Source organism: Herbiconiux sp. A18JL235, assembly GCF_040939305.1.
Lineage (GTDB): Bacteria > Actinomycetota > Actinomycetes > Actinomycetales > Microbacteriaceae > Herbiconiux.
On record NZ_CP162511.1, the window covers coordinates 1315966 to 1334535 of the forward strand.

General features: G+C 70.2%; 17 protein-coding genes. 15 read left to right on the forward strand and 2 right to left on the reverse strand.

All coding sequences use genetic code 11. The features are described 5' to 3' along the window. Positions 1-21 precede the first annotated feature (21 nt). From ABFY20_RS06080 to ABFY20_RS06090, 3 genes are all read left to right on the forward strand, one after another. A complete protein-coding gene (locus ABFY20_RS06080; protein ID WP_368499046.1) occupies positions 22-921 on the forward strand; it encodes an SDR family oxidoreductase in 900 nt (299 codons plus the stop codon). Continuing rightward, the gene (locus ABFY20_RS06085) at positions 918-1922 is read left to right on the forward strand and encodes an alpha/beta fold hydrolase (RefSeq protein WP_368499047.1); all 1005 of its coding nucleotides are present in this window, start codon (positions 918-920) and stop codon (positions 1920-1922) included. The genes ABFY20_RS06080 and ABFY20_RS06085 overlap by 4 nt, the downstream gene beginning before the upstream one ends. A gap of 116 nt (positions 1923-2038) precedes the next feature. Further along, positions 2039-2266, forward strand: coding sequence for a hypothetical protein (locus ABFY20_RS06090; protein ID WP_368499048.1), 228 nt, complete (start codon positions 2039-2041; stop codon positions 2264-2266). Positions 2267-2268: 2 nt separating this feature from the next. On the opposite strand, the gene ABFY20_RS06095 is transcribed toward ABFY20_RS06090, so the two are convergent. Beyond that, entirely contained in the window at positions 2269-3189 is a 921-nt protein-coding gene (locus ABFY20_RS06095) for a DUF5996 family protein (protein ID WP_368499049.1), read from the reverse strand. Positions 3190-3249: 60 nt separating this feature from the next. Here ABFY20_RS06095 and ABFY20_RS06100 point away from each other — a divergent pair, with 60 nt between their 5' ends. The 3 genes from ABFY20_RS06100 (at position 3250) to ABFY20_RS06110 (ending at position 8341) form a co-directional block, all read left to right on the forward strand. Beyond that, a complete protein-coding gene (locus ABFY20_RS06100; protein WP_368499050.1) occupies positions 3250-4839 on the forward strand; it encodes an ABC-F family ATP-binding cassette domain-containing protein in 1590 nt (529 codons plus the stop codon). 75 nt (positions 4840-4914) lie between these two features. Continuing rightward, positions 4915-6300, forward strand: coding sequence for a magnesium chelatase (locus tag ABFY20_RS06105; RefSeq protein ID WP_368499051.1), 1386 nt, complete (start codon positions 4915-4917; stop codon positions 6298-6300). Beyond that, on the forward strand, positions 6293-8341 hold the full coding sequence (locus ABFY20_RS06110; protein WP_368499052.1) for a hypothetical protein: 2049 nt from the start codon (positions 6293-6295) through the stop codon (positions 8339-8341). The genes ABFY20_RS06105 and ABFY20_RS06110 overlap by 8 nt, the downstream gene beginning before the upstream one ends. Positions 8342-8851: 510 nt before the next feature. Here the strand turns inward: ABFY20_RS06110 and ABFY20_RS06115 are convergent. Further along, positions 8852-9532, reverse strand: a complete 681-nt coding sequence (locus ABFY20_RS06115) for an RraA family protein (protein ID WP_368499053.1) — start codon at positions 9530-9532, stop codon at positions 8852-8854. 212 nt (positions 9533-9744) lie between these two features. On the opposite strand from ABFY20_RS06115, the gene ABFY20_RS06120 reads away from it, so the two are divergent. The 9 genes from ABFY20_RS06120 (at position 9745) to ABFY20_RS06160 (ending at position 18569) form a co-directional block, all read left to right on the forward strand. Continuing rightward, positions 9745-10767: a TerC family protein gene (locus ABFY20_RS06120; RefSeq protein ID WP_368499054.1), complete on the forward strand. Its 1023-nt coding sequence runs from the start codon at positions 9745-9747 to the stop codon at positions 10765-10767. 35 nt (positions 10768-10802) lie between these two features. Beyond that, the gene (locus ABFY20_RS06125) at positions 10803-11204 is read left to right on the forward strand and encodes a hypothetical protein (RefSeq protein WP_368499055.1); all 402 of its coding nucleotides are present in this window, start codon (positions 10803-10805) and stop codon (positions 11202-11204) included. Positions 11205-11300: 96 nt separating this feature from the next. Next, positions 11301-12041, forward strand: coding sequence for a histidine phosphatase family protein (locus ABFY20_RS06130; RefSeq protein ID WP_368499056.1), 741 nt, complete (start codon positions 11301-11303; stop codon positions 12039-12041). Then, the gene (locus ABFY20_RS06135) at positions 12025-12972 is read left to right on the forward strand and encodes an NAD(P)H-hydrate dehydratase (RefSeq protein ID WP_368499057.1); all 948 of its coding nucleotides are present in this window, start codon (positions 12025-12027) and stop codon (positions 12970-12972) included. The genes ABFY20_RS06130 and ABFY20_RS06135 overlap by 17 nt, the downstream gene beginning before the upstream one ends. Positions 12973-13028: 56 nt before the next feature. Next, the gene (locus ABFY20_RS06140; RefSeq protein ID WP_368499058.1) at positions 13029-14048 is read left to right on the forward strand and encodes a LacI family DNA-binding transcriptional regulator; all 1020 of its coding nucleotides are present in this window, start codon (positions 13029-13031) and stop codon (positions 14046-14048) included. Between the two features lie 146 nt (positions 14049-14194). Next, positions 14195-15463: an ABC transporter substrate-binding protein gene (locus ABFY20_RS06145; protein ID WP_368499059.1), complete on the forward strand. Its 1269-nt coding sequence runs from the start codon at positions 14195-14197 to the stop codon at positions 15461-15463. Next, positions 15460-16410 carry a carbohydrate ABC transporter permease gene (locus tag ABFY20_RS06150; protein ID WP_368499060.1) on the forward strand — a complete coding sequence of 317 codons (951 nt, stop codon included), beginning with the start codon at positions 15460-15462 and terminating at the stop codon, positions 16408-16410. Before ABFY20_RS06145 ends, ABFY20_RS06150 begins: the two co-directional genes overlap by 4 nt. After that, on the forward strand, positions 16410-17228 hold the full coding sequence (locus ABFY20_RS06155) for a carbohydrate ABC transporter permease (protein ID WP_368499061.1): 819 nt from the start codon (positions 16410-16412) through the stop codon (positions 17226-17228). The genes ABFY20_RS06150 and ABFY20_RS06155 overlap by 1 nt, the downstream gene beginning before the upstream one ends. 9 nt (positions 17229-17237) lie before the next feature. Beyond that, positions 17238-18569, forward strand: a complete 1332-nt coding sequence (locus ABFY20_RS06160) for a family 1 glycosylhydrolase (protein WP_368499062.1) — start codon at positions 17238-17240, stop codon at positions 18567-18569. The last annotated feature ends 1 nt before the right edge of the window (position 18570 follow it).

Below are 18570 nucleotides of genomic sequence, written 5' to 3' on the forward strand. Positions count from 1 at the left end.
CCCCGGCGTACGGTCGAGGGCATGAGCAGCAACGACCAGTTCGCCCCCGGAGACCCCGTCGCCCGCTACCAGCGGGTCGAGCCGCCCGTGCAGCACCAGCCCGAGCCGGGCGTGCAGTACGAGATGCAGCCGGTGCCCGATCTCGGCGAGTCGAGCTACCGGGGCCTCGGCCGCCTCACCGGCAGGCGCGCTCTCATCACGGGCGGCGACTCGGGCATCGGCGGGGCCGTCGCTATCGCGTTCGCGCGAGAGGGTGCCGATGTCGCCATCGCCCATCTGCCCGAGGAGGCCTCGGATGCGGAGCACGTGCTCGAGCAGGTGCGCGCCGCCGGGCGCACTGGTGTGAGCCTGCCGACCGACATCTCCGACCCGGCGGCCTGCCGCAAGCTGGTCGCCGACGCGGTCGAAGGTCTCGGCGGCCTCGACATCGTCGTCAACAACGCGGGCAGGCAGATCGCCGTCGAGAACGTCGAAGACCTCGACGACGAGCAGTTCGAGCAGACCTTTCGCGTGAACGTCTTCGCGAACTTCTGGATCACGAAGGCGGCGCTGCCGCACCTCGCTCCCGGCTCCGCCATCATCAGCACGGCCTCGCTCGAGGCCTATCAGCCCGCGCCCGACCGCCTCGACTACGCCGCGAGCAAAGCCGCGATCAACAACCTCTCGAAGGGGCTGGCGCAGCAGCTCGCCGACCGCGGCATCCGGGTCAACGTCGTCGCTCCCGGACCCACCTGGACGGCGTTGCAGGTCTCGGGCGGGGTCTCCGACGAGCAGATGCGCGCCTTCGACGACGAGTCGACCTACCAGCGCGCGGGCCAGCCCGCCGAGATCGCGCCCGCCTACGTCTTCCTCGCCTCAGCCGAGGCGAGCTACATCTCGGGGGAGACCCTCAACGTCAACGGCGCCATGGTCACCCCGTGAGCGAAAGCCTCTCGCACGACGACGAGGTGCCCCTCGAGCTGATCGTCGACCGGGTGCGGTCGCGGGGCGCCACCACCCGCGTCACCCGGGTGAGCATGACGGGCGGGAAGGATTCCGACGAACCCGCCGCCCGCAAGTCGTTCGTGCTCGTGGGCGGGGTCGGTGTCGCGGCCACCTACTTCGAGTTCCTGGCGCCGACGCTGGCCGAGCTCGGCGACGTGTACGCGCTCGACCTGCCGGGGTTCGCGGGCCTCCCGCGACCCCACGAGCAGCCGACCGCCGCGTTCTTCGCCGAGCAGGTGTCGGCGGTGCTCGACCACTACGGGCTCGACGACCCGGTACTCATCGGCCACTCCATGGGAACGCAGGTGGTGATCGAACTCCTCATCGACCGACCCGGCATCACCGAGGCCGTGCTCGTGAGCCCGGTCATCAACGACCAGGAGCGCGCCCTGCCGTTGCAGGCGCTGCGCTTCGCACAGTCGGCCTCGCGCGAGACGCTGCACCTCGCCCTCACCGCCTTCTCGGCGTACCTCCTGTGCGGCCTGGTGTACTTCCTCACCGTGCTGCCGCACATGATGCGCTACCGGGTCGTCGATCGCGTGGCGCTCGTGCAGGCCCGCCTGCTGCTCATCCGCGGGCAGCTCGACACCACCTCGCCGCGGCGGTTCCACGCGCGGCTCGCGAGAGCGGCGCGTTCGGCCTCGACCTGGGAGATCGAGGGGGCGGCTCACTCCGTGATCAACGCGCACGCGGTGGGAGTGGCGAAGCTCACGGTGGGTTTCGTCGACGGCCGCCTCGCCCGGCGTGGGGGTATGTCGTCGGAGGAGGCCGACCTGCCCGAGCCGGTGGGAGGCGGGGTGTCGCTCGTGCTGAAGGCGATGGGGAGCAGGGCTGCCGAGTGGGTCTCCGCCCTGCGCCGCGACGAACGCGGGGTGGCGAGGGCGAAGGCCGAGCACGCGAAGCTGCTCTGGCGAGCCTACGCACCCCGGCGCCGCTGACCATGCCTGAATCGGGGCGGATGTCAAGCCCGCGCCGCCAGACGTCACCCGGAGTTCACTCGAGAGCATCCGCGCAACGACGGCGGGTGAAAGGCGGATGGACAATGGTCGTTCAGATGGAGAAGACGAGCCTCACGGTCACCTGGCGGTGCGCCCAGCCCGGGCTGTGGATCGCGTCGCATCGCGCCGGCGCGGCCGGCATCGTGGTGGAGCGCTGGACGGAAGGATTCGAGGTGACCTCCGCCTCGGGACGGGCGCTCGGCACCTTCCCCCGGCTCGACGACGCGAAGACAGCTCTGGAGCGCGCCGTCGCGATGGAGCGGGCGCGTTCGGCGATGCGCTGAGCTCAGGCCGCACCGGCTCCCTCGGGCCATCGCCCCAGGGTGCGTGCGGCATCGTAGGTGGCCTCGAGGAACTCGAGCACGAGCCCGTCGGGGTCGGCGGAGGCCCGCACCACTTCGTACGGCAGCAGGAACTCGCCGAGCTCCCGGCTGAAGAACGCTCCCTCGGGCACCTCCCACTCGGCGAAGCCCGCCGGCCCCGGGTAGGCGTAGGAGTAGAACGCCCCCTCCGCTCCGCCGCCCGGCCAGAACCCGGCGCTGCTGATTTCGTGCGAGTACCCCTCCACCATCACGCGGTCGGGGCAGTTCGGCACGCCGCCCGGATGCTCGGGGGCCTCCCTGCCGGAGAAGCGCGTCACCGCGAGATCCATCGCACCCCAGAAGAAGTGAACCGGGCTGACCTTGCCGGTGAACCGTGAGCGGAACACCGTGAGCACACGCTCGGCCTGGATGAGCTGTCGCCAGAACGCCGTCACCGCCGGCGCGTCGTAGCTGCAGTTCTCGTGGTCGTCGGCGAACGGCACGGCGGGGTCGACCTCGTTCGGCCGCGCGTGGATGCTCACCTCGACGCCCAGCTCGGCCAGCGCGTCGAGCACCCGGCGGTAGAACTCCGACACCGGCATCGGCTCGAGCGCGAAGACGCTCTCCCGCCCGTCGCTGCGGCGGACCGACAGCCGGTGGGCGAGCAGGTCGAACTCGATGTCGAACACGTCGCCCTCGTAGGGCACAGCCCCGGTGCTGAGCCCCCGCGCCGTGACGTAGAGCGGCACCTGCCACCAGTGGTTCACCATCGGGGCGAACGCCAGGCGCACCTTCCCCACGATCTGGGTGAACATGTGGAAGGTCGCCCGGGTCGGGCCCCACGACTCCGTCGTGAGGGTGGGCCAGGCATGGTTCGGAGCAGCGGATGCGGCGGTCGCGTTCATGACCCCACGGTAGCGACCGGGGCCGGTGCGCTCCAGGCCGACCCCGTAGGCTGGTCGCCCGTGAGTCTCATCCGCCTGAACGACGTCGGCATCGAGTTCGAGGGGCGGCCGGTGCTGCGCGAGGCGTTCCTCAAGCTCAAGGCGGGCGACCGCGTGGGTCTCATCGGCAAGAACGGCACCGGCAAGAGCACCCTGCTCGAGCTGGTGCTCGGTCGGCGTGAGCCCACCACCGGCACCGTCGACGTGACGCTCGGCACCACGGTGGGCTACTTCTCGCAGTTCTCCGAGCTCGACGGCGAGCAGAGCATCCGCGAGATCCTGAGCGGTCACTTCGCCGCGGTGCACAAGACGCAGGCCAGGCTCGACGCGATCGGCGAGCAGCTCGCCGACCCGGAGACGCCCGACGCGATGGATGCGCTGCTCACCGAGCAGGCGGAGCTGTTCGAGCGCATGGACGCCCTCGACGGCTGGTCGTACGAGAACGCCATCGACACCGTGCTCACCAGCCTCGGCTTCGACGAGCACCGCCGCGACCTGCCCGTCGACCGCCTCTCAGGAGGCTGGCGCAACCGGGCGGCGCTCGCGCGCATCCTGATCGAGGCCCCCGACGTGCTGTTGCTCGACGAGCCGACGAACTTCCTCGACCTCGACGGGGTGCGCTGGATCGAGACCTGGCTCGGCCGCTACGCCGGCGCCGTGCTGGTGGTGAGCCACGACCGGCAGTTCCTCGACCAGGTGGTCGACCGCATCATCGAGATCGAGAACCACCGGCTGCAGGAGTACGACGGCGACTACTCGGCCTACGTGCACGCGAAGCAGTCGCGGCTGAAGATGCTCGAGAAGCAGTTCGCCCACGAGGAGGAGCTGCTCGCCTACGAGCAGGCGGCCTCCGCGGCCCGCCGCGAGGCCGCCCGCAACCCGAACGCGCTCGCCCGCCGGCTCGCCGACATCAAGAAGCGCCAGGCCCCGCGCCCGATCGATCAGATCATCACCGACATCTACGGCGGCCTCAGGGTGAGCAACGACCTGCTCGACGTGGCGCATCTCAGCAAGGGCTTCGACGGCACCGCGCTCTTCGACGACCTCAGCTTCAGCCTGCACCGCGGCGACCGCATCGCGGTGCTGGGCGCGAACGGCTCGGGCAAGTCGACGCTGCTCGACGTGCTCACGGGTGAGACCGAGGCCGATTCGGGGCAGATCCGCTGGGCCAAGGGGGTGCGCTTCGTCTCCTACAACCGCGTGTTCGCCGAACTCGACCTCACCGACACCGTCGGCCACGCCGTGAACGCCTACCCCGACTCGCTCGCCTTCAGCGCGACGAAGAAGAGCGTCGCCCGGTTCCTCGCCATGCTGCAGTTCTCCGAGGCCGACCTGCAGCAGCGCATCGGGAACCTCTCCGGCGGGCAGCGGGCCCGTGTCGCCATCGCGCAGTGCCTGCTCTCGGGGGCCGCGGTGATCATCCTCGACGAGCCCACCAACCACCTCGACATCACCAGCACGCAGGTGATGGAGCGCGCCCTCACCCACTTCCCGGGCGCCGTGCTGGTCGTCAGCCACGACCGCTTCTTCGTCGACAAGCTCGCCGACCGCCTGCTCGTGTTCGACGGCACTCCCACGATCGTGGAACGCGCGGCGACCGGCGCTCTCTGAGCCGCGGGCGGGTCGTCGTCTGCGGGTTTGCTGCGATCGACGTCGGGCCGCGGATGCGGGCGTAACGTGTAAGGAATGGCGCACCCGAACTCAGCAACGGTCGGAGAGCTCCGCGCGGCGGGGCATGTTCAGAAGAGCCTGCGGGCCGAGATCCGTGACAACCTGCTCGCAGCGCTCCGCGAGGGCCGCGACCCGTGGCCAGGCCTTCACGGCTTCGAGTCGACCGTCATCCCGCAGCTCGAGCGCGCTCTCATCGCCGGCCACGACGTCGTGCTGCTGGGGGAGCGCGGTCAGGGCAAGACCCGGCTGCTCCGCACCCTGTCAGGCCTGCTAGACGAGTGGTCGCCCGTCATCGAGGGGTCGGAGCTCGGGGAGCATCCGTTCGAGCCGATCACGGTGGCGAGCATCCGGCGGGCCGCCGAGCTCGGCGACGAGCTGCCGATCGCCTGGAAGCACCGCTCCGAGCGCTACGTCGAGAAGCTCGCCACCCCCGACACGAGCGTCGCCGACCTCATCGGCGACGTCGACCCGATGAAGGTGGTCGAGGGGCGGTCGCTCGGCGACCCCGAGACCATCCACTTCGGGCTCATCCCGCGCAGCCACCGCGGCATCGTCGCCATCAACGAGCTGCCCGATCTCGCCGAGCGCATCCAGGTGGCGATGCTCAACGTCATGGAGGAGCGCGACATCCAGATCCGCGGCTACGTGCTGCGACTGCCGCTCGACGTGCTCGTGGTGGCGAGCGCCAACCCCGAGGACTACACCAACCGCGGCCGCATCATCACCCCGCTGAAAGACCGCTTCGGCGCCGAGATCCGCACCCACTACCCGACCGAACTCGCCGACGAGGTGGCCGTCATCCGGCAGGAGGCCGAGCTCGTCGCCGAGGTGCCCGACCATCTCATCGAGGTGCTCGCCCGCTTCACCAGGGCGCTGCGGTCGTCGAGCTCGGTCGACCAGCGCAGCGGCGTGAGCGCGCGCTTCGCGATCGCGGGCGCCGAGACCATCGCCGCCGCAGCGCTGCACCGGGCCTCCCGTCAGGGCGAGGAGGTCGCCGTGGCCCGGCCCGTCGACCTCGAGACGGCGGTCGACGTGCTGGGCGGCAAGATCGAGTTCGAGACCGGCGAGGAGGGGCGGGAGGACGACATCCTCGAGCACCTCCTCCGCACCGCCACCGCAGAGACGGTGCGCGAGCACTTCCGTGGCATCGACTTCTCGGTGCTCGTCGACGCCCTCGAGTCGGGTGCGCTCGTCACCACGGGCGAGCAGGTGACGGCGCGCGACGTGCTGGCGGGGCTGCCCGCGCTCGGCGAGTCGGAGCTCTATGACCAGATCTGCGAGCGGCTCGGCGCCCGGAACGACGGCGAGCGCGCGGGTGCGATCGAGCTCGCGCTCGAAGGGCTCTACCTCGCGCGGCGGGTGAGCAAGGAGACCGGCGGCGGCGAGACGGTCTATGGCTAGGCAGAACCGCAGGCTCGGCAGGGGCGCCCGGTACGGCAGGTACGACGGCGGTCCCGATCCGCTGGCGCCGCCGGTCGACCTGAGCGAAGCGCTCGACGCCATCGGCGACGAGGTCATGGCGGGCTACTCGCCCGAGCAGGCGCTGCGCGAGTACCTGCGCCGCAGCGGGCGGGATGCCACGGGCCGCGACCGCGCCGGGCTCGACGAGCTCGCCCGCCGCGTCGCCGAGCGCCGAGAGCAGCTCACCCGCGACAACAAGCTCGACGGCACCCTGCAGGAGGTGAAGCGCCTGCTCGAGAAGGCGGTGCTCGCCGAGCGCAAGCAGCTCGCCCGGGACGTCGACATGGACGAGGGCGACCGCGCCCTCGCCGAGCTGCAGATCGGCGCGTTGCCACCCTCGCCCGCCGCGGCGGTGAACGAGCTCAACGGGTACTCGTGGCGGAGCGCCGAGGCGCGGGCCGACTTCGAGGCCATCAAAGACCTGCTCGGCCGCGAGCTGCTCGACCAGCGCTTCGCCGGCTTCAAGGAGGCGCTCGAGAACGCCACCGCCGACGACCGCTCGGCCGTGAACGCCATGCTCGCCGACCTGAACGAGCTGCTCACGGCACACCGGCGCGGCGACGACACGGAAGAGATGTTCGAGCAGTTCATGGCCCACCACGGTGCGTTCTTCCCCGAGAACCCGTCGACGGTCGACGAGCTGCTCGACACCCTCGCGGCCCGGGCCGCGGCGGGGCAGCGGATGCGCAACTCGATGACCCCGGAACAGCGCGCCGAGCTCGACGCACTCGCGCAGCAGGCCTTCGGCTCTCCCGAGCTCATGGCGTCGCTGGCCGAGCTCGACGGCAACCTGCGCGCGCTCCGCCCGGGCGAGGACTGGAACGGCGCCGAGTCGATGGAGGGCGAGCAGGGCCTCGGCCTCGGCGACGGCACCGGGGTCTTCCAAGACCTGGCCGAGCTCGACGCCCTCTCGGAGCAGCTGGCGCAGGGCTACGAGGGCTCGCGCATCGACGACCTCGACCTCGAGGCGCTCGCGCGGCAGCTCGGCGAGGAGTCGGCTGTCGACGCCCGCACCCTGCAGCAGCTCGAGCGGGCGCTCCGCGACTCCGGCGCGATGAAGCGCGGCTCCGACGGGCGGCTCAAGCTCACTCCCAAGGCGATGCGGCAGCTCGGCAAAGCTCTGCTGCGCGACGTCGCCGACCGCATGTCGGGCCGCACCGGAGCCCGCGACCTGCGGCAGGCGGGTGCGGCGGGCGACCTCTCGGGTGCCACGCGGCCCTGGGTGTTCGGCGACACCGAGCCGTGGGAGGTCACCCGCACCATCACCAACGCGGTGGTGAGCTCGGCGGGGGAGCGGCCTGTCGACGGAGACGGCTTCGGGCGCGTGCGCATCCGTATCGACGACGTCGAGGTGCAGGAGACCGAGGCCCGCACGCAGGCGGCGGTCGCCCTGCTCGTCGACACCTCGTTCTCGATGGCGATGGACGGGCGGTGGGTGCCGATGAAGCGCACGGCGCTCGCGTTGCACACGCTCATCTCCAGCCGCTTCCGTGGCGACGACCTGCAGCTCATCGGTTTCGGGCGGCACGCCGCCGCGATGGAGATCGAGGAGCTCGTGGGCCTCGACGCCAAGTGGGACAAGGGCACCAACCTGCACCACGCCCTGCTGCTGGCGAACCGGCACTTCCGCAAGCATCCGAACGCCCAGCCCGTGCTCCTCATCGTCACCGACGGCGAACCGACCTCGCACCTGGAGGCGAACGGCGAGGTGTTCTTCGACTACCCGCCGCATCCGATCACCATCGCCTACGCGGTGCGCGAGCTCGACAACGCCGGCCGGCTCGGCGCCCGGGTCACCTTCTTCAGGCTGGGGGAGGATGCTGGGCTCGCCCGCTTCATCGACTCGATGGCCCGCCGCGTCGGCGGCTCGGTCTTGGCTCCCGAAGCCGACGACCTGGGCGTCGCGGTCGTGGGCTCCTACCTCGGCTCCCGCGGCTCCTGGCGCTCCTCCTTCGGCGGCTCCGACCCCTTCGGCTTCTGAGCAGCGGACTCCGGCATCTCGGGGGGTTGTGTACGCTGTCCACATGAGTGCTGCCGCCGACGACGCACCCGCCCGTACCTTCGACTGGGTCGCCGAGCCCGAGACGCCCGACTGGGCGGTGCACCAGGCGACCGGGCGCCACTGGGAGGAGTGGGTGGCGCTCATCGACGCCGGCCCCGGCCGCGACGCCGGGCATCCCGCGATCGCCGCGTGGGTGCACGAGCAGAATCCGCAGCTCAGTGGCTGGTGGGCGCAGGGGGTGGCAGTCGGCTATGAGCGCATCGTGGGGTTGCGCCTGCCCGGGCAGATGCCCGACGGCAGCTTCACGGTGAGCCGTTCGAGGCTGCTCGAGATCGACCCCGGTCACCTGAGGGAGCAGTTGCTCGACGACGAGCGACGCGCCCGGCTGCTCTCCGGTTTCACCACCGTGCTGCGGTCGAAGCCGGCGTCGAAGTCCCTGCGGGCTGGGGGGAGTGGCTCGCCGCACTCTGAGTTCGGTGCGCGGTCGGGTCAGACCTCGATCGCCTTGGCGATGCGGGCGAGGTGGGTGCGCAGGGTGAGGGTGGGGTCGGTGCGCTGCGCCTCACGGAAGGCGGAGAAGTCGAGCTGGGTGCGCAGGGTCTCGCCGGCGCGCATCCGTTCGGCCTGGGAGCCCTCGAGCTGCTGCAGCGCGAGGGCTGCAGCCACCAGCTCGTGGGAGCGGTCGGCAGGGGCGAACACGACGCCGTCGTCGTCGGCGACCACGAGGTCACCCGGGCGCACGACGGCTGCCGCGATCGAGACGGGGGTGCCGGGTGCCCCGGGAGCGCGGGCGAAGCGGGGACCGAACGGATGCGCACCCAGGCTGAACACGGGAAGACCGATCTCGCGCAGCTGAGCGGTGTCGCGGTGGCGGCCCCAGATGACGATGCCGGCGAGGCCCGCCGTCGACGCCTCCAGGGTGAGCAGGTCGCCGACGCAGGCCTCGTCGTCGCGGCCGCCGTTGTCGACGACGAGCACCGAGCCGCGTGCGGCGTCGTCGATGGCCATGAGGATGACGTCGACGCTGCCGACGTGGGCGACCGGCACGGCCGGGCCTGAGAAGGCGGCCTCGGCGGTGACGGGCCGGAGCGCCGTCGGCGCGACGCCGAGTGCGACGTCGAGGCGGAGGGAGACATCGGCCAGCGCGGCCGTGGCGACGGAGTCTGACATGGCTCCACTGTGCCCTGCCCAGCATTCCGCCTCGGGCATGAGCCGATTTCCAGGAAACCGGGATACGATGATGGCACACAAGGGGAGTACTCCCGACTGCGGTAGGTCCGCCAATACGGACTCGACGATGCGTCCCGGGCCACCGGTACCCGCTGCGGCAGGTATGGAGGAGACCTTGGCAGACCGCAGTCAGCCGACCCTTGGAGCACGCCGTGCAGATCACTCCCCTCGTCTGGATCATCACGATCGCCGTGACGATCGCCTTCTTCGTCTACGAGTTCTTCGCCCACGTGCGGAAGCCCCACGAGCCCTCGATCGGTGAGTCCGCCCGCTGGTCGGCCTTCTACATCGGGCTCGCCGTGCTGTTCGGTGTGGGTGTCGGCATCTTCTCGGGCTGGGCGTACGGCGGAGAGTACTTCGCCGGCTACCTCACCGAGAAGGCGCTGTCGATCGACAACCTGTTCGTCTTCCTCATCGTCATGAGCGGCTTCGCGGTGCCGAAGGCCTACCAGCAGAAGGTGCTGATGATCGGCATCGTCATCGCACTCATCCTCCGCGGCGGCTTCATCGCCATCGGCGCCACCCTCATCGAGAACCTCTCCTGGATCTTCTACGTCTTCGGCGCCCTGCTGTTGTTCCTGGCCTGGCGCCAGGCCTTCGCGAACCACGAGTCGAACCCCGCCGACGGCCGCTTCATGAAGCTGGTGCGCCGCATCCTCCCCGTTACCGACGAATACCACGACGACAAGCTCACCGTGGTGAAGAGCGGCAAGCGCTTCGTCACCCCGATGCTGCTCACGATCGTCGCCATCGGGTTCATCGACCTCGTGTTCGCCGTCGACTCCATCCCGGCCATCTACGGGCTCACCGAGGAGGCGTACCTCGTGTTCACCGCGAACGCCTTCGCACTGATGGGCCTCCGCCAGCTGTTCTTCCTCATCGGCGGGCTGCTCGAGCGCCTGGTGTACCTCTCCCAGGGGCTCGCCGTCATCCTCGCCTTCATCGGCGTGAAGCTCGTCTTCCACGCTCTCCACGTCAACGAGCTGCCGTTCGTCAACGGCGGCGAGCCGCTCCTGTGGGTGCCCGAGATCCCGATCTGGTTCTCGTTGCTGTTCATCGGCGCCACCATCACCGTCGCCACGGTGGCGAGTCTGCTGAAGACCCGCAACGACAAGAAGACCCTCACCGGTTCGCATCCCGGCGCCGACCGGCCGGAGCGCGTGTCCGGATCGTGACCCGCGGTGGCCGCGGCGACTGGGATACTGTCGGCATGACTCTCACCCGAATCCTCGCCGCGGCCGCCATCGTCGTCGCAGCGGCCGGCCTCAGCGCCTGCACGTCACCCTCGTCGAACACCCCTGAGACGCCCATCGGCGGCGACGTCATCACTCCCGTCACGATGGAGGCGAACGACCTCCAGGGCGCGACCGTCGACCTCATCGTCGGCCAGGTGCTCAACATCAACACCGGCGACCTCGCCACCGACAGCTACACCGGAGAGGTCGCCGACACCGACGTCGCCACCTTCTCGAAGGGCAGCTCGGGGTCGGGCGCCGAGCTCAACCCGGGCGTCGAGGCCGTCGGCGTGGGTGAGACCGAGGTCACCATGACCAACTCCGACGGCGGCATCCAGCCGCTCACCTTCACCGTGGTGGTCACCGAGAAGAAGTAGTCCGTCGGCGGGCCCAGCCCCCGCCACCCCCTGTGCGCCGGCCGGCGTCACGTCAAGGGGGGAGGCGGGGAACGTCATTCGTTCTAGCGTGAGGTGATGGGCGCGACCGAGATCTGGCTGGTGAGGCACGGCGAGAGCGAGGCGAACCCGATCGCCACGGCGGCGCAGCGAAGCGGTGCCGAGACGATCGACGTCGAGTGGCGAGACGCCGACGTGCCGCTCTCGCCCACCGGCGAGGAGCAGGCTGCGGCGTTCGGCACCTGGCTCGCCGAGCAGGCCCGCCCCGGCGTTCCCGCCACCGTCTGGAGCTCGCCCTACCTGAGGGCGCGGCAGACCGCCGACATCGCGCTCGCGGCGGCGGGCCTCGACCTGCATCCTCTCGTCGACGAGCGGCTGCGCGATCGCGAGCTCGGCGTGCTCGACCGGCTCACCGCCCTCGGCGTCGAGCGGCGCCACCCCGAGGAGGCGGCGCGGCGGCGGCACCTGGGCAAGTTCTACCATCGCCCCCCGGGCGGTGAGTCGTGGGCCGACGTCGCGCTGCGCATCCGCTCCTTCCTCGGCGACGTCGACCGGGCCGACGACGCAGGCACGATGCTCGTCGTCGCCCACGACGCCGTCGTGATGCTGTTCCTCTCCGTCTGCACCGGGCTCGGCGAGCAGGAGCTGCTCGACTTCGCCCGAGACCACGTCGTGACGAATGCATCGGTCACCCGGCTCGAGCGGGCGAGCGGGAGGGGCGGGTGGACGCTTGCCGAGTTCGCGGCCGACGAGCACCTCGAGCGACAGGGCGTCGAGACCACCGAGCACAAGGGAGACACGGATGAACGGGCACGCTGAGAATTCCCGCACCGAGACCGCCCCCGTCGTCGTGACGCCGGCGGTGCTGCGCGAATGGGAGCTGCCCTCGGCGGGTGCTTCCAAGTACGACCGCGGACAGGTGGTGGTGGTCGGGGGTGACCGGCGGTCGCCCGGTGCCGCACTGCTCGCCGCCGAGGCGTCGCTCCGGGTCGGCGCCGGGCGTCTGACCATCGCGCTCGCCGAGGGGGCGGCCATCATGGCTGCGGTCGCGCTCCGGGAGAGCGGGGTCGTCGCGCTCCCCGAACGCGACGGGCAGATCGTGGGCTCGTCGATCGAGGCGGCCCGCGACGATCTGGAGCCGGCGGACGCGGTGCTCGTCGGCCCGGGGCTCGACGACGCCGAGCAGACCCTCGCACTCCTCGACCGGCTGCCCGCGCTGGTCGGCGACGAGACCACCGTCGTGCTCGATGCCTATGCCCTGGGGGTGCTGCCCCGATCGAAGGCGCGTGATGCCTTCGCGGGCAGGCTCGTGCTCACGCCCAACCCGGGCGAGGCGACGATGCTGCTCGAGGCGATGGACGACGGCGCCGGCTCGGACGACGAGGGTGCCGGTTCGGGCGATGACGGCGACGGCTCCGCCGACGACGACATCGAGCGCACGGTGCGGGCCCTCGCTCGTGCCTACGACGCCGTCGTCTCGTGTCAGAGCCGGGTCGCGCATCCCGACGGGAGGCTCTGGCTCGTCGGCACCGGCCACGGCGGACTCGGCACCTCCGGCAGCGGTGACGTGCTCTCGGGAGCCATCGCCGGCCTCTGCGCCCGGGGTGTCGCCCGCGAGGAGGCAGCGGTCTGGGCCACCTACGCCCACGCCGCCGCGGGCGACCGTCTCGCCGTCGAGGTGGGCCCCCTCGGCTTCCTCGCCAGCGAACTGCTTCTCGAACTGCCGAGGGTGCTGGTCGAGGTGGGCTGAGCCGGCCGTTACAACGTTGTATCATCGAGTCGCGGCATTCCGACGAAGGGCAGGCGATGGCGGCGACTCTCCATGACGTGGCTCAGCTCGCCGGGGTGTCGATCAAGACCGTGTCGAACGTGGTCAACAACTTCGCGCACATCAGGCCCGAGACCAGGCGCCGCGTGCAGGCGGCGATCGACGAACTCGGCTACCAGCCCAATCTCTCGGCCCGGAGTCTCCGGTCAGGCCGCAGCGGTGTCATCGGCCTGGTGCTTCCCGAGCTCAGCCTGAGCTACTTCGCCGAGCTCGCCGACGCCGTGATCGCGCGGGCCGCAGCGCACGATCTCGTGGTGCTCGTCGAGCAGACCGGTGCCGATCGCGAGCGCGAGATCGCCGTGCTGACGAGCCCGCGCATGCGCCTCACCGACGGCCTCATCTTCAGCCCCCTGGGCATGGGGCAGGACGACGCCTCCCATCTCGAGGTCGACTACCCGATGGTGCTTCTCGGCGAGCGGATCTTCGGCGGCCCCGTCGACCACGTGACGATGCGCAACGTCGAGGCCGCTCGCGCGGCGACGGAGTTCCTCATCGCCTCGGGCCGGCGTCGCATCGCGGTGATCGGGGCTCACGAGAACGAGGTGCTGGGCTCGGCGGCTCTGCGCCTGCAGGGCTACGCCGAGGCGCTCGCGGGGGCCGGCATCCCGTTCGACCCGGAGCTCGTGACCTTCACCACGCTCTGGCACCGCGCGAACGGTGCGGCGTCGATGCGCGCGCTGATCGAGGCGGGCACCGGGTTCGACGCGGTGTTCGGCCTGAACGACGCACTGACCCTCGGCGCGCTGCGGGTGCTGCAAGAGGCGGGTATGAGGGTTCCCGACGACGTCGCCGTGATCGGTTTCGACAACATCGACGAGGCCCAATACACCGTGCCGAGCCTCACCACCATCGACCCGGGGCGCGAGCAGATCGCACAGCGCGCGGTCGAACTGCTGGTGCAGAGGATGGCCGCGGGCGGCGGTCGTCCCGCGAACCCGGAGCAGGTGCTCGTCGACTTCGACGTCGTCGTGCGCGAGTCGGCGACGCTCGCGGGCTGAGGTCGTTGACAGTCTCGCCGGCGGCAGCTACATTATCTTTACAACGTTTACTTACAACGTTGTAAAAACGCTGAAGCACCACACCCGACCCCTGACGACGATGTCCCGCCGGCCGACACAGCAGTCGCCGAGCAGAAAGGCCTCCCATGAAAAAGCTCCTCGCCGCGGCAGCCGTACTGGCCGCCGCCTCCCTCGGCCTCGCGGCCTGTTCCTCCGGCGACGCCGGCACCGCAGCAGACGGCCCCGTGCAGCTGACCTTCTGGCACGGCTACACCGAGGCCGACGGCGACGTGCTGCAGAGCATCATCGACGACTTCAACGCTTCGCAGGACGAGGTCGAGGTCAGCACCGAGGTGAAGACCTGGGCCGTCATCGACGACACGCTGCTCACCGCACTCTCGGCCGACCAGGGTCCGGATGTGGTGGCCATGCCCGCCGAGCGACTCCCGGTCTACGCCGCGAAGGGTGCGTTCGCCGACCTCACCGACTTCTACGCCTCCGCCGACAGCAACACCGCCGAGCTCAACCCGCAGGCGGTCGAGATGGAGACCGTCGACGGCACCGCCTACGGCGTTCCCACCGGCTTCGTGCCGCTCGCGGTCTACTACAACAAGGCGCTGTTCGACGCCGCCGGCATCACCGCCTTCCCCACCACCTGGGACGAGTGGGTCGACACCGCCAAGAAGCTCACCGTCGACGAGAACGGCGACGGCACCCCCGAGCAGTACGGCATGGTGCTGCCCGACCACGCCACCGTGGCCAACGGCGTATGGCCCAGCCTGTTCTACGGCAACGGCGGCGACATCGTCGAAGACGGCACCACCGCCGTGCTCGACTCGCCCGAGAACGCCGAGACGTTGAAGTACTGGGCCGATGCGGTGGCGAACGACAAGATCTCGCCCACCGGCGTCGACGGTGTCGGTGCCGACGGCCTGTTCTCCTCGGGCAAGGTCGCGATGACCATCGGCGGCCCCTGGATGTCGTCGATCGCCACCGAGAACAGCATCGACTACGGCATCGCCGCCATCCCGGCCGGTCCCGTCGACCAGGCCGCCTCCGCGATCGGGGTCTCGATGGGCATCACGGCCCAGGCCGACGACGCGAAGGTCGCCGCCGCCGAGAAGTTCTTCTCCTACTTCTTCTCGGAAGACGTCGCCACCGAGTGGTCGCTCGGCTCCGGCTGGCCGCCGCTGCGCACCGACATCCCCGCCTCGGCCGTCGAGTCGAACCCGACGGTCGCCGCCCTCACCGAGATCTCCGGCACCAGCCGGGCGCTGCTCCCGGGCGTCGTCAACAGCTCCGACGTGCTCACCGAGATGGACGTGGTGACGCAGAAGGCACTCGCGGGTGGCGACATCCCGAGCCTGCTCTCCGACGGACAGAAGGCCATCCAGGCCACCCTCGACGACCAGTGACCACGCACACCACTCGCCCCGCGCGCCGATACCGCCCCCCGGGGCAGCTCGGCGGGCGGGGCCCCCTCGGGGGTCAGGCCAAGCGCCGCCTCACCATCGTCGGCTTCCTGCTGCCGGCCCTCGCCATCCTCGTCCTGTTCGTGTTCTGGCCGATGATCTCCGCCCTCCGGCTGTCCTTCACCGACGCCTCGGGGTTCGGCCGGGAGAAGTACATCGGGTTCGACAACTACGTGCAGGTGTTCACCGACCCCGACATCCTCCGGGCGATGGGCAACACCGTGCTCTACACGGTGATGTTCACCCCGGCAGCGGTCATCCTGGCGCTCCTGCTGGCCATGGCCCTGAACAGCCCGAAGCTGCCGCTGCGCGGAGTCTTCCGCACCTGGCTCTTCCTGCCCTTCATCGTCTCGCTCGCGGTCGCCGCGTTCGCCTGGCAATACCTGCTCGACCCGCAGGTGGGGCTACTCAACTACTGGCTGTCGACCTTCGGCATCCGCATCGGCAACGTGCTCCAAGACCCGGTGCTCGCGATGCCGACCGTGGTGCTGGTCGCGGTGTGGAAGAACTTCGCGTTCTACATGATCGTCTTCCTCGCCGGCCTCCAGGAGATCCCCGGAAGCCTCTACGAGGCGGCGAAGATGGACGGCGCCGGCCCGTGGTCGAGGTTCAGGAACATCACGCTGCCGCTGCTCAACAACACCACCGGCTTCGTGCTCATCATCGCCACCATCGCCGCCCTCCAGGCCTTCGATCAGATCTACGTGCTCACGGGCGGCGGCCCGTACCGCAGCACCCAGACGGTGGTCATGCAGATCTACCAGTCCGGCTTCAAAGACCTCGACCTCGGTTTCGCCTCGGCACTGTCGTACGTGCTGCTGGTCGCCACCCTCATCCTCAGCCTGGTGCAGTTCTTCATCACCGGCCGCCGTGAGAAAGACACCGTCTGATGCGCAGAGTAGGCCCCTGGCTGTTCTTCGCGGCCATGCTCGTGGTGGCACTCGTCGTGCTGCTGCCGATCATCATCATCGTCTTCACCGCCTTCAAGCCGGTGGCCGAGGTGAACGCCTTCCCGCCCTCGCTCGTACCCACGGCGTGGACGCTCGACAACTTCACCCGCATCTTCACCGAACTGCCCTTCGCGAGGCTCATCCTCAACAGCTTCGTGTTCGCGGGAGGGGTGACGCTGTGCGCCCTCGTCTTCGACTCGCTGGCCGCCTACGTGCTGGCCCGCATCGACTTCAGGGGCAGCCGCATCCTGCTGCTGGTCATCGTGGCGAGCCTAATGATCCCGTTCCAGGCCACGCTCATCCCGATCTACCAGCTGGTCGCCGACTTCGGCTGGGTGAACACCTTCTGGGGGCTCATCATCCCCAGGGCTGCCGACGCCTTCGGCATCTTCTTCCTCCGTCAGTTCTTCCTGTCGCTGCCGCGCGACCTCGACAACGCCGCGCGCATCGACGGGGCGAGCGAGTTCCGCATCTTCAGGAGCGTCGTGCTGCCGAACGCGGTTCCCGCGCTGCTGACCCTCGGCATCTACACCTTCGTGAACAACTGGAACGACCTGCTCTGGCCGCTGGTGTTCACGACGCAGCAGGAGATGGGCACCATCACCTCGGGGCTCACCCTCCTCACCGGGCCGAGCGGCATCGTGCCGTACGGCGTGATGATGGCGGGTTCGCTCATCGCGGTGGTGCCGCTGGCCGTCATGTTCCTCTTCGTGCAACGGCGCTTCATCGAGAGCGTCGCCACCTCCGGACTCAAGTAGGAGATCACCGTGACCACCGACACACCGGGCCGCGCGCCGCGCTGGTTCGACGACGGCCGCCTGCACTTCGGCCTCGGCGTCGAAGACACCTTCGTGCCCCAGGAGCGCGCCGGCGAGCGCGCCGTCGACGAGTACGAGCTCACCGAGCACTACGAGCAGGTGGAGGGCGACTTCGCCCTCGCCCGGGAGGTGGGTGCCGAGTTCCTGCGGTGGGGCGTCCCGTGGCATCGGGTGAACCCGGCGCCGGGGGAGTGGGAGTGGTCGTGGCTCGATCGCGCCATGGCCGCGTTCGGCGAGAACGGCATCCGGCCCGTCGTCGACCTCCTGCACTACGGCACGCCACTCTGGCTCGAGCGCGAGTTCGCCCACCCCGACTACCCGCAGCGGGTCGCCGAGTACGCGGTCGCCGTGGCCGAGCGCTACGGCGACGTCGCCACCGACTACACGCCCGTGAACGAGCCGATGATCCACGCGCTGTTCAGCGGCGAGTACGCCTACTGGCCGCCGTACCTCGGCGGGGTCGCGGGGCTCGTCACCAGCTCCGACGCGCTGGCGCGGGGATTCGTGCTCACCCAGCGCGGCATCGCGGAGGTGCTGGGCGACCGGGCCGCGTTCGTCCACGTCGACGCCACCCTCCGCTACGCGGGCGACACGGATGCTGCGGAGCATCGCGAGACGGCGGAACGATTGCGCCACCAGGCCTTCCTCGTCGAAGACCTGGTGACCGGGATGGTCGATGCCGAGCATCCGCTCGTCGCCCTGCTCGGCGAGCACGGCGTGAGCGACGACAGCCTCGCCTGGTACGCCGCGAACGCCGTGCAGCCCGACGTGATGGGCGTGAACTACTACCCGCGGCACTCCACGGAGCTGTTCGAGGCCGGTGTGCACCACGGGGGCGGCTTCGCCGACCCGAGGCCCACCGCAGACCACGGCACCGACGGCCTCATCGCCTCGCTGCAGACCTACGCCGCGCGTTACGGCGCGCCGGTCATGGTGACCGAGACCTGCGTCACCGACACGCCCGCCGCGCGCATCGACTGGCTCGACAGCTCGGTCGCCGCCGTCGAGGCGGCCCGCGCCGACGGGCTGCCCGTCGTCGGGTACACCTGGTGGCCGCTGTTCGACATGTACGAGTGGACCTACCGCCACAGCGATGCCCCACGATCGGAGCACCTGCTCAGCATGGGGTTGTTCGACCTCGTCGAGAACGATGCCCCGGGTGGGCCACTGCTCCGCCGGGAGAACCCCGTGGCGGAGAGATTCCGTCAGCACGCGCTCGGCGCCCGCGCCGCATCCGCGTCTTCCTCCTCCGCACCCGCGACCACCACCCCGAAAGGCTGAG